This is a genomic window from Azospirillum sp. CT11-132, from assembly GCF_047302835.1.
In the GTDB taxonomy this organism is placed as follows: domain Bacteria; phylum Pseudomonadota; class Alphaproteobacteria; order Azospirillales; family Azospirillaceae; genus Azospirillum.
The window spans coordinates 581,537-594,140 of sequence record NZ_JBGLZA010000008.1; the positions used below are offsets into that span (position 1 = coordinate 581,537).

Annotated in this window: 13 protein-coding genes; 11 read left to right on the forward strand and 2 right to left on the reverse strand. The window is 67.8% G+C overall.

What is annotated here, in order from left to right:
• The first annotated feature begins 305 nt into the window (after positions 1-305).
• From ACCD06_RS31260 to ACCD06_RS31290, 7 genes are all read left to right on the forward strand, one after another.
• Positions 306-1,142, forward strand: a complete 837-nt coding sequence (locus ACCD06_RS31260) for an alpha/beta fold hydrolase (protein WP_348770442.1) — start codon at positions 306-308, stop codon at positions 1,140-1,142.
• 158 nt (positions 1,143-1,300) lie between these two features.
• Entirely contained in the window at positions 1,301-1,987 is a 687-nt protein-coding gene (locus ACCD06_RS31265) for a hydrolase (protein ID WP_109075863.1), read from the forward strand.
• A gap of 79 nt (positions 1,988-2,066) precedes the next feature.
• On the forward strand, positions 2,067-2,357 hold the full coding sequence (locus ACCD06_RS31270) for a XapX domain-containing protein (protein ID WP_085082383.1): 291 nt from the start codon (positions 2,067-2,069) through the stop codon (positions 2,355-2,357).
• A complete protein-coding gene (locus tag ACCD06_RS31275) occupies positions 2,354-4,351 on the forward strand; it encodes an amidohydrolase (protein WP_413346090.1) in 1,998 nt (665 codons plus the stop codon). The genes ACCD06_RS31270 and ACCD06_RS31275 overlap by 4 nt, the downstream gene beginning before the upstream one ends.
• Before the next feature lie 171 nt (positions 4,352-4,522).
• Positions 4,523-4,969, forward strand: coding sequence for a DoxX family protein (locus ACCD06_RS31280; protein WP_413346092.1), 447 nt, complete (start codon positions 4,523-4,525; stop codon positions 4,967-4,969).
• 14 nt (positions 4,970-4,983) lie between these two features.
• The gene (locus tag ACCD06_RS31285; RefSeq protein WP_413346094.1) at positions 4,984-5,691 is read left to right on the forward strand and encodes a YoaK family protein; all 708 of its coding nucleotides are present in this window, start codon (positions 4,984-4,986) and stop codon (positions 5,689-5,691) included.
• 40 nt (positions 5,692-5,731) lie between these two features.
• Positions 5,732-7,333 carry a Na+/H+ antiporter gene (locus tag ACCD06_RS31290; protein ID WP_413346096.1) on the forward strand — a complete coding sequence of 534 codons (1,602 nt, stop codon included), beginning with the start codon at positions 5,732-5,734 and terminating at the stop codon, positions 7,331-7,333.
• 185 nt (positions 7,334-7,518) lie between these two features.
• Here ACCD06_RS31290 and ACCD06_RS31295 read toward each other — a convergent pair whose 3' ends face one another.
• Both ACCD06_RS31295 and rocF read right to left on the reverse strand, forming a co-directional pair.
• Positions 7,519-8,583 (reverse strand): ornithine cyclodeaminase, encoded by a 1,065-nt coding sequence (locus tag ACCD06_RS31295; protein ID WP_413346098.1) that lies wholly within the window; start codon positions 8,581-8,583, stop codon positions 7,519-7,521.
• A gap of 19 nt (positions 8,584-8,602) precedes the next feature.
• Positions 8,603-9,553: an arginase gene (gene rocF, locus ACCD06_RS31300; RefSeq protein WP_136701795.1), complete on the reverse strand. Its 951-nt coding sequence runs from the start codon at positions 9,551-9,553 to the stop codon at positions 8,603-8,605.
• Between the two features lie 138 nt (positions 9,554-9,691).
• Here rocF and ACCD06_RS31305 point away from each other — a divergent pair, with 138 nt between their 5' ends.
• The 4 genes from ACCD06_RS31305 to ACCD06_RS31320 all read left to right on the forward strand — a co-directional run bounded on the left by ACCD06_RS31305 (position 9,692) and on the right by ACCD06_RS31320 (position 12,568).
• The gene (locus ACCD06_RS31305; RefSeq protein ID WP_109075869.1) at positions 9,692-10,135 is read left to right on the forward strand and encodes an Lrp/AsnC family transcriptional regulator; all 444 of its coding nucleotides are present in this window, start codon (positions 9,692-9,694) and stop codon (positions 10,133-10,135) included.
• A 138-nt stretch (positions 10,136-10,273) separates the two neighbouring features.
• Positions 10,274-11,128, forward strand: coding sequence for an ABC transporter ATP-binding protein (locus ACCD06_RS31310; RefSeq protein ID WP_136701794.1), 855 nt, complete (start codon positions 10,274-10,276; stop codon positions 11,126-11,128).
• A 43-nt stretch (positions 11,129-11,171) separates the two neighbouring features.
• Complete coding sequence (locus ACCD06_RS31315; protein WP_413346101.1) at positions 11,172-11,876, forward strand: ABC transporter permease; 705 nt, start codon at positions 11,172-11,174, stop codon at positions 11,874-11,876.
• Positions 11,877-11,878: 2 nt separating this feature from the next.
• The gene (locus ACCD06_RS31320; RefSeq protein ID WP_413346103.1) at positions 11,879-12,568 is read left to right on the forward strand and encodes an ABC transporter permease; all 690 of its coding nucleotides are present in this window, start codon (positions 11,879-11,881) and stop codon (positions 12,566-12,568) included.
• The last annotated feature ends 36 nt before the right edge of the window (positions 12,569-12,604 follow it).

Consider the following 12,604-nt stretch of genomic DNA (forward strand, 5'->3'; position numbering starts at 1 on the left):
GGCTTTTTGCGTTCCCGACAGCGCGATGCGCAGAACCGGCAAAAGCCGTTCCGAAGAGGCAATCACCCTCTCCGCCCTTTCCGTACCATCCGTTCATCAAGACAGCCGGAGCCGGTCCTGCCGGCCCGGCCAGGAACGGACCACGCATGACCATCCAGGACTTCCATCCCTCCCGCCGGACGGTCCTTTCCGGCAGCGCCGCCCTCGCCGTTGCGGGCAGCGGCCTGCTGGGCGCGCTCCCCGGCACCGCCGCCGCGGCCGAAAAGATGGCCGCCCGCCAAGACCCGACCAAAGGAACGAAACCGATGCTCCAGGGCAGCTACGTCACCACCAAGGACGGCGTCCAGATCTACGTCAAGCAGTGGGGTCCGCAGACCGGCCAGCCGGTGGTCTTCAGCCATGGCTGGCCGCTGACCGGCGACGCCTTCGAAGACCAGATGATGTTCCTGGCCCAGCACGGCTACCGCACCATCGCCCATGACCGCCGCGGCCATGGCCGCTCGTCGCAGCCCGGCTTCGGCAACGATCTCGACCATTACGCCGACGATCTGGCCGCGGTGACCGAGGCGCTGGACCTGAAGAACGCCGTCCATGTCGGCCACTCCACCGGCGGCGGCGAGGTCGCCCGCTACATCGGCCGCCACGGCGTGTCGCGCGTCGCCAAAGCGGTGCTGATCGGCGCCATTACGCCCATCATGGTGAAAACCGACTGGAACCCGGAAGGCGTTCCGCTGGAGGTGTTCGACGGCATCCGTGCCAGCGTGAAGGCCGACCGGTCGCAGTTCTTCAAGGATTTGACCATCCCCTTCTACGGCTACAACCGGCCGGGCGCCAAGGTCTCGCAGGGCGTCATCGACAGCTTCTGGCTGCAGGGCATGATGGGCGGGCTTCAGGCCGAATATGAATGCATCAAGGCCTTCTCCGAGACCGACCAGCGCGACGATCTGAAGAAGATGATCGTCCCGACGCTGGTGCTCCATGGCGACGACGATCAGGTCGTCCCGCTCGCCACCACCGGCAAGGCCGCCGCGGCGATGCTGCCGAAGGGCACGCTGAAGGTCGTCGCCGGCGGTTCGCACGGCATGTGCACCACCCAGAAGGACCTCGTGAACGAGGAACTGCTGGCCTTCATCCGCGCGTAACCGGGAAACCGGGACACTGTCCTCCAAACAGCAACAATTATGTTCTGACTGGTGGAATTATCCCGAAATCCCGGCATGTGCCAATATCCTTTCAGACGGCGCCGCCGACGAAAGCGGCAGCCAACCCCTTCAAAATCCACACGGAACAGGAAACGATCATGACCTTCCCGGCCAAGTCGCTCATCAACGCCGACGACACCGTCTTCATCTTCATCGATCACCAGCCGCAGATGTCCTTCGGCGTTGTCAACATCGACCGCCAGCAGCTGAAGAACAACACGATCGCGCTCGCCAAGACGGCCAAGCTGTTCGGCGCCTCGACCATCGTGACCGCGGTGGAGACCGAGAGCTTCTCCGGCTACATCTGGCCGGAGCTGATGGACGTCCTGAAGCAGGACCCCATCGAGCGCACCTCGATGAACAGCTGGGATTCGGAAGAGCTGGTGGCCGCCGTCAAGGCGACCGGCAAGAAGAAGCTGGTCATCGCCGCGCTGTGGACCGAAGCCTGCCTGCTGTACCCGACGCTGTGCGCCATCGAGGAAGGCTTCGAGGTCTACATCGTCACCGATTGTTCGGGCGGCACCTCCAAGGAGGCCCACGACGCCGCGGTTCGCCGCATGGAGCAGGCCGGCGCCCATTCCATCACCTCGATCAACGTCCTGCTGGAAATCCAGCGCGATTGGGCCAAGCGCGGCACCTATGACGGCGTGATGAACATCGTTCGCGAGCATTTCGGCGCCTACGGCATGGGCGTCGATTACGCCTACACCATGGTCCACAAGGCCCCGCAGCGCGGCGAGTTCGCGCACAAGGTGACCGGCGCCGCCGCGCACGAACATGCGTAATCGGCACGCCTGATCCTGTCCCCGGTGCCCGGTTCCGGCCGGGCACCGGCCCCAATCTACAGACCGGGAGACCGGACCCATGATGCCCTATCTCCTTTCGGCCGGCGCCGGTATCCTGGTCGGCGTCATCTATGCACTGATCGGCGTCCGCTCGCCGGCACCGCCGACCATCGCGCTGATCGGACTGCTCGGCATGCTGGTCGGCGAGCAGGTGGTGCCGGTGGTCAAGCGCATGATCGCCGGCGAACCGGTCGTCGCCTTCATCCAGACCGACTGCGCCCGCCATGTGCTGGGTCCGCAGGCCGGAGCCGACAAGCCGCCGGCCGATCTGGTTCAGGCCGACGAGGCCGGCAAGGGAAAGAAGGCATGATGCCGCCCGCCCCTCCCGCCATCAGCCGCCGCAAGGCGATGGCGGGCAGCGCCGCCGCCTCGCTGCTCGCCGCGCCGCTGCTGTCCACCCTCGCGTCCAGACCCGGGAATGCCGCCATGCCGAACACCGCACCCACTGGTGACCTGATCCTCGTCAACGCCAAGGTCACCACGCTCGACCGCGCCAACCCGCAGGCCAGCGCCATCGCCATCCGCGACGGCCGCTTTCTCGCCGTCGGCACGGAGGCCGAGGTGCGCGCCGCGGCGCCCCAGGCGACGGTGATCGACGCCAAGGGCCGGCGTGTGATCCCCGGGCTGATCGACAGCCACATGCACATCATCCGCGGCGGCCTGAACTACAACATGGAGCTGCGCTGGGACGGCGTGCCGAGCCTCGCCGACGCCATGGCGATGCTGAAGCAGCAGGCGGCGGTCACCCCGGCGCCGCAATGGGTCCGCGTCGTCGGCGGCTTCACCGAACACCAGTTCGCGGAAAAGCGCCTGCCGACCATCGACGAACTGAACGCCGCCGCGCCCGACACGCCGGTCTTCATCCTACACCTCTACGACCGCGCCCTGCTGAACGCCGCGGCCCTGCGCGCGGTAGGCTATACCAAGGACACCCAGAATCCGCCGGGCGGCGAGATCGTGCGCGACGCCGCCGGCAATCCGACCGGCCTGCTGCTGGCCCAGCCCAACGCGACGATCCTCTATTCGACGCTGGCCAAGGGTCCGAAGCTGCCACCCGAGTACCAGCTGAACTCCACCCGCCATTTCATGCGCGAGATGAACCGGCTGGGCGTGACCGGGGTGATCGACGCCGGCGGCGGTTACCAGAACTATCCCGACGATTACGCCATCATCGAAAAGCTGCATGCCGACGGCGAGCTGACTCTGCGCATCAGCTACAACCTGTTCACCCAGAAGCCGAAGGAGGAGCTGGCCGATTTCGCCGGCTGGGCGTCGAAGGTCAAGCCCGGCGACGGCGACGACAGCTACCGCCACAACGGCGCCGGCGAGATGCTGGTCTATTCCGCCGCCGACTTCGAGGATTTCCGCGTCGCCCGCCCCGACATGCCGCCCAACATGGAAGGCGATCTGGAGCCGGTGATCCGCCTGCTGGCCGAGAACCGCTGGCCCTGGCGCCTGCACGCCACCTACGACCAGACCATCAGCCGCGCGCTTGACGTGTTCGAGAAGGTCAACCGCGACATCCCCTTCGACGGGCTGCACTGGTTCTTCGACCATGCCGAGACGATCAGCGACCGCAACATCGACCGCATCGCCGCGCTCGGCGGCGGCATCGCCGTCCAGCACCGCATGGCCTACCAGGGCGAATATTTCGTCGAGCGCTACGGCACCAAGGCGGCCGAACGCACCCCGCCGATCGCCAAGATGATGGCGGCCGGCCTGCCGGTCGGCGCCGGCACGGACGCCACCCGCGTCGCCAGCTACAACCCGTGGGTCTCGCTGTCCTGGCTGGTGACCGGCAAGACGGTGGGCGGGCTCGGCCTCTATCCCCAGGCCAACCTGATGGACCGCGAAACCGCTCTGCGCCTGTGGACGGAGGCCAACACCTGGTTCTCCAACGAGCAGGGCAAGAAGGGTCAGATCAAGGCCGGCCAGCTCGCCGACCTCGCCGTGCTGTCCGACGACTTCTTCTCGGTATCGGAGGACCGCATCGCCCATCTGAACTCGGTGCTGACCATCCTCGGCGGCGCCGTCGTGCATGGCAAGGGCGATTTCGGCCCGCTGGCGCCGCAACTGCCCAAGCCGATGCCGGACTGGTCGCCGGTGCGGACCTTCGGCGGCTATTACAAGTCGGCCGATGCCGGTTCGGGCGACCAGCGCAAGGCGCTCGCCTCGGCCTGCGGCTGCGCCACCGGCTGCGGCGTCCACGGCCACAACCACGCTGCCGCCTATGCCACCGACGTTCCGGCCGCCGACGTGCAATCCTTCTGGGGCGCGCTGGGCTGTGGCTGCTGGGCGGTTTGACCTCTCTCCCCTAAAGCGGATCCCCTCTCCCCCCCGGGGAGAGGGTTAGGGTGAGGGGGTCGCGCGGCGGCCCTTTACCGAGAATCCACCCTGCGCATCCCCCTCACCCCGACCCTCTCCCCGGGGGGAGAGGGAGAATCCCGCGATTCCCCAACCCGGAACACCCCCGCCATGACCCTCCGCTCCTTCGAACGCCCGGCAGAGCGCATCGTCGACCGCATCCTCGACTGGGACGGCACATGGCTGCTCGCCCGGTTGGCGCTGGTGGGTGCCTACCTCCTCGGTGGTCTGGTGAAGCTGACCGACTGGCCGGGCGCCGTCGCCGAACAGGCGCATTTCGGCCTCACCCCGCCGGCCCTGTGGGCGGCCCTGACCATTCTGGTCGAGTTGGTCGGCCCGCTGCTGATCCTGCTGGACCGCGCGCTCTGGCTCGGTGCCGGCGCGCTCGGCGTCTTCACCGTTCTGGCCGCCCTGATCGCCAATGATTTCTGGACGATGGCGGGACAAGAGCGCTTCATGGCCACCAACGCCTTCTTCGAGCATGTCGGGCTCGTCGGCGGCTTCGTCCTGGCGGCGATCATCTCGCGGATGCGCCGCCGGCTCGGCCCGAACGCCTGAAAAAGGGGAACGCCATGGCCCCGTCCTCTCCCCCCGTCGCGGCGCCGCTGCCCTGGCTGCTGATGCTGCTGTCGGTGACGACCGGTCTGGTCGACGCCACCAGCGTGCTCGGCCTCGACAAGGTGTTCACCGCCAACATGACCGGCAACATCGTCTTCCTCGGCTTCGCCGCCGCCGGCACGCCGGGTTTCGACGTCGCCCCCTATCTGACGGCGATCTGCGCCTTCCTGATCGGCGCGCTGGTCGCCGGCCGCACCGGCAAGGCCCATGCCGGCCTTCCGCTGCGTCGCTGGCTGCTGAGCGCCGCCGCCATCGAGGCCGGGCTGCTGTGGCTGGCGGCCCTGGTGGCATGGCTGCGCCAGGGTGGAGAAGCCGCCAGCCACTCGGCCGGCTTCTACGGCATCATCCTGCTGACCGCGCTGGCGATGGGCTTCCGCAACGCGACCATCCGGCAGCTGAAGGTGCCGGACCTGACCACCACGGTGCTGACCCTGACGCTGACCGGTCTGGCGGCCGATTCCCGGCTGGCCGGCGGAGCCGACACCAACTGGATCCGCCGCATCGGCAGTGTCGTCGCCATCTTCATCGGTGCCGCCATCGGCGCCGCGCTGGTGACGCACAGCGGCCTTGCCGCGCCGCTGCTGCTGGCCGGCGCGCTGGGTCTGGCCGGCACCGCCGCCTGCGCCCTGCATCCCGCCGCCGCCACCCCGGCCGCCGCCTGATCCCCTCGACTCTTCCGAAGCAGAACAGCGGACCCCCAGCATGTCGCCATCCGGTCAGTTCGAACTTGTCCTTGGCCTGATGGCGGCGATCATCGTGCTGGAACTGGCGGCCAAGCGTCTGCGGATGCCGCCGTCGGCCGTTCTGGTGCTGGGCGGCATCGCGCTCGCCCTGGTCCCCGGACTGCCGGAGATCACGCCCGATCCCGACCTGACCCTGCTGCTGTTCCTGCCGCCGCTGCTGTTCGCCAGCGCCTATTTCACGGTGTGGAGCGACTTCCGCGCCAACCTGCGCATCATCCTTCAACTGGCGGTCGGCGCCGTCGCCTTCACCACGCTGGCGATCGGGGTGGCCGCCCATCTGGTGATGCCGTCGCTGCCCTGGGCCGCCTGCTTCACGCTCGGGGCCATCCTGTCGCCGCCCGACGCGGTGGCGGCCAAGGCGGTTCTGAAGGGCCTGCCGCTGCCGCCGCGCATCGTCACTTTGCTGGAGGGTGAGAGCCTGGTGAACGACGCCACCGGGCTGGTGCTGTTCCGCATCGCCATCGCCGCCGGGATGACCGGCACCTTCGACGCCGCCGACGCCTCGCTGGAGTTCCTGTGGCTGGCGATCGGCGGCGTGGCGGCCGGCGTGGTCTTCGGCCATATCGCCGCGCTGCTGCTGGGTCGTCTGCGCGACGTGCCGCTCAGCATCGTCGGTGGCTTTCTCGCCGCCTGGGGCAGCTATCTGGGCGGCGAGGCGCTGCATGTGTCGGGCGTGCTCGCCACCGTCGGCTGCGGGCTGGTGATGGGCCGGCGCCAGCACGATGTGTTCACCGCCCAACTCCGCACCCACGCCAACGCGGTGTGGACGGTGGCGGTGTTCCTGATGGAATCGATGGTCTTCATCATCATCGGCCTGTCGCTGCGCGGCGTGCTGGGCCGGCTGGCGGAAGCCGGGACCGGCCTGACCGATCTGCTGCCGATGATCGTCGCCGTCACCCTGGCGATGGTCCTGTCGCGCTTCGCCTGGCTCTTCCCCTCGACCTACCTGCCGCGCTTCCTGTTCCCAAGCTTACGCCGCCGCGATCCCTACCCGTCGGTGGCGGTGCCGGTGATCATGGGCTGGGCAGCGATCCGCGGCGTGGTCAGCCTTGCCGTCGCCCTGTCGGTTCCCGTGGAGTTCCCCGGCCGCGACATCATCCTGGCGACCACCTGGGCGGTGATCCTGCTGTCGATCCTGGGACAGGCGACGACGCTCGCCCCGCTGATCCGCAAGATGCGGTTGGGCGGCTTCACCCTGGAGCGGCGCCCGACTCTGTCGGAATCGGAAACCCGCATCCGCATGGCCCGCGCCGCGCTGGAGGCGGTGCGCAAGCGCTCCGGCACGCCGGACGGCCGCCAGCGTCACCCCCGCCTGCTCGAACAATACGGCCACCGCGCCACCATGGCCGAGCGCTTCCACGAGAGCGAAGGCATGCTGACGGAGGACCGGCGCGAGCATTTCGCCGCCGTCCTGGCCGCCAACCGCGCCGCCCGCACCGAGATCCTGGGCCTGCACCGCGGCGGCCGCATCCACGACACGGTGCTCCACCGCCTGGAAGCGGAACTGGACCTTGAGGAACTCAGCGCCGAGCAGGCGCTGGCGGAGGAAGGTGTGGGGTAACTCCACTTCACCCCGCCAGGATCCCCTCTCCCCCCCGGGGAGAGGGTTAGGGTGAGGGGGTCGCGCGGCGAGGAACATCAAGCATCGCGCACCCTCCGCCTCGACCGAATCCACCCTACGCATCCCCCTCACCCCGACCCTCTCCCCGGGGGGGAGAGGGAGGATTCCGGCGGGAGATGGCCTCCCTACGCCGCCTCGCCCACCGGCGCCGGTTTTGCCGCGCGCAGGATCATGCCGAACAGGTCGCGCGGCTCGTCCGGATCGGCCAGCATGTCCAGATTCTCGTAGAGCCCGGTCCCCGCCACCTTGTCGCGGACATAGCGCAGGGCGGAAAAGTCCTCTGTCGCGAATCCCACCGAATCGAACAGCGTGATCTGCCGCGCGTCGCGCCGGCCGACGGCCTGGCCGGTCATCACCGTCCACAGTTCCGTCACCGGATGGTCGTGCGCCAACTGCTGGATCTCGCCCTCGATCCGCGTCTGCGGCGGGTATTCGACGAAGATGTCCGACCGCAGCAGAATGTCGCGGTGCAGTTCCGTCTTGCCGGGGCAATCGCCGCCGACGGCGTTGATGTGCACCCCCGCCCCGACCATGTTGTCGGTCAGGATGGTGGCATACTGCTTGTCGGCCGTGACGGTGGTGATGATCTGCGCGCCCTCCACCGCCTCCTCGGTCGACTTGCAGGCGGTGATCTCGAAGCCCTGGTCACGCAGGTTGCGCACGCATTTCTGCGTCGCCGCCGGGTCGATGTCGTAGAGCCGCAGCTTGCCTATCCCCAGCAGCGCCTTGAAGGCCAGCGCCTGGAATTCCGCCTGCGCCCCGTTGCCGATGATCGCCATGCAGGCCGCATCCTTCGGCGCCAGATGCTTGGCCGCAACGGCGGAGGTGGCGGCGGTGCGCAGCGCCGTCAGGATGGTCATCTCCGTCATCAGCACCGGATAGCCGTTGCCGACATCGGCCAGCACGCCGAAGGCGGTGACGGTCTGCCGCCCTTCCCGCGTGTTCTTGGGATGGCCGTTGACGTATTTGAAGCCATAGGTGCGGCCGTCGCTGGTCGGCATCAACTCGATCACGCCTTCCGCGCTGTGCGAGGCCACCCGCGGCGTCTTGTCGAAGCTCTCCCAGCGGCGGAAATCCTCCTCCACATAGGCCGACAACTCGGTCAGGAAGCGCTCCACGCCGATGTGCAGCACCAGCTTCATCATGTGATCGACGCTGACGAAGGGAACGAGGTTCAGGTTCGGAATCATTGTCGGACGCTCCGTTCGTTCAGAAACTGCGGGTGGGGTAATCGAGAACGCGGCGCCCCATCAGGCTCGCCAGCAGTTCCACCATCAGGGTCGCGGTCCGGCCGCGCTCGTCCAGGAAGGGGTTCAGCTCCACCAGATCGACGCTGCTGACCAGACCGGTGTCGTGCAGCATCTCCATGACCAGATGCGCCTCGCGGAAAGTGGCGCCGCCGGGAACCGTGGTGCCGACGCCGGGCGCGATGCCGGGATCGAGGAAATCGACGTCCAGGCTGACATGCAATAGCCCGTCCGCCTCCACCACCCTCTTCAGGAACGGCCGCAGCAGGGCGACGATGCCGTGCTCGTCGATCTTGCGCATGTCATGGACGGTGATGCCGGAGGTCTCCAGCGCCCGCCGTTCGGCCGGATCGACGCTGCGGATGCCCATCATGCAGACATTGTGGGGGTCGAGCCGGGCCGGCGGCGGCGGGAAATAGCCGTCGAAACCGCTCCGCCCGGTGGCGTAGGCCATCGGCACGCCATGCAGATTGCCGCTCTCCGTCGTCTCCAGCGTATGGAAATCCGGATGGGCGTCCAGCCACAGCACGAACAGCGGGCGCCGCATCTCGGCGGCGCGCTGCGCCAGCCCGGTCAGGGTGCCGGCGGCAAGGCTGTGGTCGCCGCCCATGAAGATCGGCATGGCGTCCTGCCCGGCGCTCGCCTCATAAGCGATCTGCGACAGCGCGGCGGTCCAGCCCGCCACCTCCGGCAGGAATTTCAGCGCGGCGTTGCCATGCACCATCGGCCGCTGCGGCACCGGCGCCACGTTGCCGAGATCGATCACGCTGTGGCCGAGGTCCGACAGAGCCCGCGCGATGCCGGCGGTGCGGTAGGCGCTGGGTCCCATTTCGCAGCCCAGCCGGCCCGCCCCATCCTGCACCGGCACGCCGACCAGCCGGCACTGCTTCGTCTTTGTCTTCTGGTAGGACATTGTTTGGTCTCTTGCCTGTTCCTCTCACCAGCAAACCACAGGATTCCGGCGGAACGGACAGGACAATTTGACAAAACTCTCCATCGGGCCTACCAAACTGAACAGCCAAGCTTTCCAGAATGTCGAAGGGCCGCGAAAATGACGCTCGACCAACTCGACGAGAAGCTCATCACCCTGCTGCGCCATGACGGCCGCCGCAGCATTTCCGACCTCGCCATCGAACTCGGCGTGTCGCGGGCGACGGTGCGCTCGCGGATGGAGCGGCTGGAAAGCTCCGGCATCATCACCGGCTACACCGTGATCCTGCGCGCCGACACGGTGGAGGCGCCGGTGCGCGGCATCATGCTGATCGAGGTGGAAGGGCAGGCGACCGACCGTGTGGTGCGGACGCTCAGCGGATTCCCCGAGATCATGGAGATCCACAGCACCAACGGGCGTTGGGATCTGATCGTCGAACTGTCGGCCGCCAGCCTGCCGGAATTCGACGGGGTGCTGCGCCGCATCCGCCTCATTCCCGGCATCACCACCAGCGAGACGAACCTTCTCTTGAACACCCCGCGCAGCACCCGCGCCCGGCTGTAGACCGCTCCCGACCTGCCAATCCGCGCAGACCAAGCTTCCAATCTGGCAAGTTTACCCGAGTCTTCCGTCACTTTTTCATCTTTCGGCCGCCATCTGCTTCACGGATGCTCCGTGTCCCCAACGAAAACGGGACGCCGCATGGACCAGCATCGCATCGCCATCGATCGTATCGCCAGCGTCGGCCAGGACGGGCCGGCCCACCGCCACCCTCCCACCAACCCTGCCGCCACCATCGCCGTGCAGGCGGACGGCATCCACAAACGGTTCGGATCGCTGGAGGTGCTGAAAGGCGTGTCGCTGACCGCCCGCGAAGGCGACGTCATCACGCTGATCGGCTCGTCGGGCTCGGGCAAGAGCACACTTCTCCGCTGCATCAACATGCTGGAGGTCCCCGACGAGGGCCGCGTCACCATCTGCGGCGAGACCATCGCCATGAAGACGGCGCGCGGGCGGACCATGCCGGCCGATTCGCGGCAGGTCGACCGCATCCGCACCAGCCTGGGCATGGTGTTCCAGAACTTCAATCTCTGGACCCACATGACCATCCTGGAAAACGTCATCGAGGCGCCGGTGCATGTCCTTGGCGTGCCGAAGGGCGAGGCCATCGACCTCGCGAGAAGCCTGCTCGATAAGGTCGGCATCCTGGGCAAGGCCGATTGCTACCCGGTCCAGCTCTCCGGTGGGCAGCAGCAGCGTGCCGCCATCGCCCGCGCGCTCGCCATGCAGCCGAAGGTGATGCTGTTCGACGAGCCGACCTCCGCCCTCGACCCCGAACTGGTCGGCGAGGTGCTGCGCGTCATCCGCCAGCTGGCCGACGAAGGCCGCACCATGATCCTGGTGACGCACGAGATGGACTTCGCCCGCGAGGTCTCCTCCAAGGTCGTCTTCCTCCACCAGGGCCGCATCGAGGAGGAAGGGGCGCCCGACACCGTGCTGACCAACCCCGACTCCGACCGCGTGCGGCAGTTCCTGTCCCGCCATCTCGCCGCCTGACGCGCACCCGCGTCCTTCAGAACAATCGACAGAGGGAACGCCGATGCTGGACTTCATAACCCAGGGCCTGCACGGCTGGGGGCCACAGCTGCTGTCCGGGACGGCGATGACCGTCGCGGTGGCGCTGTCCTCCTTCCTGCTCGGCCTCGCCTTCGGGGCCGCCGGCGCCGCCGCCAAGCTCAGCGACAGCATCCTGCTGAAGGGCCTGGCGGAGCTTTACACCACCGCCGTGCGCGGCGTGCCGGAACTGCTGGTGATCTACCTGCTGTTCTTCGGCGGGTCCGGCATGATCATGGCGGTGGCCGGCATCTTCGGCTACAGCGGCTATGTCGAACTGAACGCCTTCTCCATCGGTGTCGCCGCCGTCGGCCTGATCTCCGGCGCCTATTCGACCGAGGTGATCCGCGGCGCCGTCAAAGCGGTGCCCTACGGCCAGATCGAGGCGGCGCGCGCCTGCGGCATGGGGCGCTGGCGCATCCTGCGCCGGGTTCTGGTGCCGCAGACCCTGCGCTTCGCCCTGCCCGGCCTGGGCAATGTCTGGCAGCTGACGCTGAAGGACACCGCGCTCATCTCAGTGACCGCGCTGGCCGAGATCATGCGCGTCGCGCACATCGCCGCCGGTTCCACCCGGCAATCCTTCCTGTTCTACAGCGTCGCCGCCCTGCTGTACCTCGCGCTCACCACCGTCTCGACGACGGCGTTCCAGCAGGCCGAGCGCTACGCCAGCCGCGGCGTGCGGAGGGCCTGACGATGAACTGGACTCTGATGTGGGACAGCCTGCCGCGCATGCTCGCGGCCCTGCCCCTGACCCTGGAGCTGGTGGCGCTGGCGCTCGCCTTCGGCGCGGTGCTGGCCTTCGCCACCGCGCTTCTGCGCCTGTCCGGCAACCGCATCGCGGTGGCGCTGACCTCCGCCTACACCTTCGTCTTTCGCGGCACGCCGCTGCTGGTGCAGATCTTCCTGATCTACTACGGCCTCAGCCAGATCGATGTCGTGCGCGACAGCGTCCTGTGGCCGCTCCTCAGCCAGCCGATGTGGTGCGCCATCCTGGCGCTGGCGCTCAACACCGGCGCCTACACGTCCGAGATCCTGCGCGGTGCCATCGAAACCGTGCCGCAGGGACAGGTGGAGGCGGCACGGGCCTGCGGCATGTCGCGGCTGCGGGTGTTCCGCCGCATCGTCCTGCCGGTGGCGATCCGCCAGATGCTGCCGGCCTATGGCAACGAGGTGATTTTGATGGTCAAGGCCAGTTCGCTCGCCAGCACCATCACGATGATGGAGATCACCGGCGTCGCCCGCCGCATGATCGCCCAGACCTTCGCGGTCTTCGAGATCTTCATCGTCGCCGGCATCCTCTATTTGCTGATCAACTTCATCGCCACCCGCCTGATCCGCCACGCCGAATGGCGCATGACCCCCTATCTGCGCGCACGGGCTTAAGGCGCGGCAATTCATGCTATCCTGCCGTCCGACCTC

Bases quoted from the DNA above. Each gene is read 5' to 3' on its own strand.
- ACCD06_RS31260 (WP_348770442.1), top strand. From the start codon at position 306: ATGCTCCAGGGCAGCTACGTCACCACCAAGGACGGCGTCCAGATCTAC.
- ACCD06_RS31265 (WP_109075863.1), top strand. From the start codon at position 1,301: ATGACCTTCCCGGCCAAGTCGCTCATCAACGCCGACGACACCGTCTTC.
- ACCD06_RS31270 (WP_085082383.1), top strand. From the start codon at position 2,067: ATGATGCCCTATCTCCTTTCGGCCGGCGCCGGTATCCTGGTCGGCGTC.
- ACCD06_RS31275 (WP_413346090.1), top strand. From the start codon at position 2,354: ATGATGCCGCCCGCCCCTCCCGCCATCAGCCGCCGCAAGGCGATGGCG.
- ACCD06_RS31280 (WP_413346092.1), top strand. From the start codon at position 4,523: ATGACCCTCCGCTCCTTCGAACGCCCGGCAGAGCGCATCGTCGACCGC.
- ACCD06_RS31285 (WP_413346094.1), top strand. From the start codon at position 4,984: ATGGCCCCGTCCTCTCCCCCCGTCGCGGCGCCGCTGCCCTGGCTGCTG.
- ACCD06_RS31290 (WP_413346096.1), top strand. From the start codon at position 5,732: ATGTCGCCATCCGGTCAGTTCGAACTTGTCCTTGGCCTGATGGCGGCG.
- ACCD06_RS31295 (WP_413346098.1), bottom strand. From the start codon at position 8,583: ATGATTCCGAACCTGAACCTCGTTCCCTTCGTCAGCGTCGATCACATG.
- rocF (WP_136701795.1), bottom strand. From the start codon at position 9,553: ATGTCCTACCAGAAGACAAAGACGAAGCAGTGCCGGCTGGTCGGCGTG.
- ACCD06_RS31305 (WP_109075869.1), top strand. From the start codon at position 9,692: ATGACGCTCGACCAACTCGACGAGAAGCTCATCACCCTGCTGCGCCAT.
- ACCD06_RS31310 (WP_136701794.1), top strand. From the start codon at position 10,274: ATGGACCAGCATCGCATCGCCATCGATCGTATCGCCAGCGTCGGCCAG.
- ACCD06_RS31315 (WP_413346101.1), top strand. From the start codon at position 11,172: ATGCTGGACTTCATAACCCAGGGCCTGCACGGCTGGGGGCCACAGCTG.
- ACCD06_RS31320 (WP_413346103.1), top strand. From the start codon at position 11,879: ATGAACTGGACTCTGATGTGGGACAGCCTGCCGCGCATGCTCGCGGCC.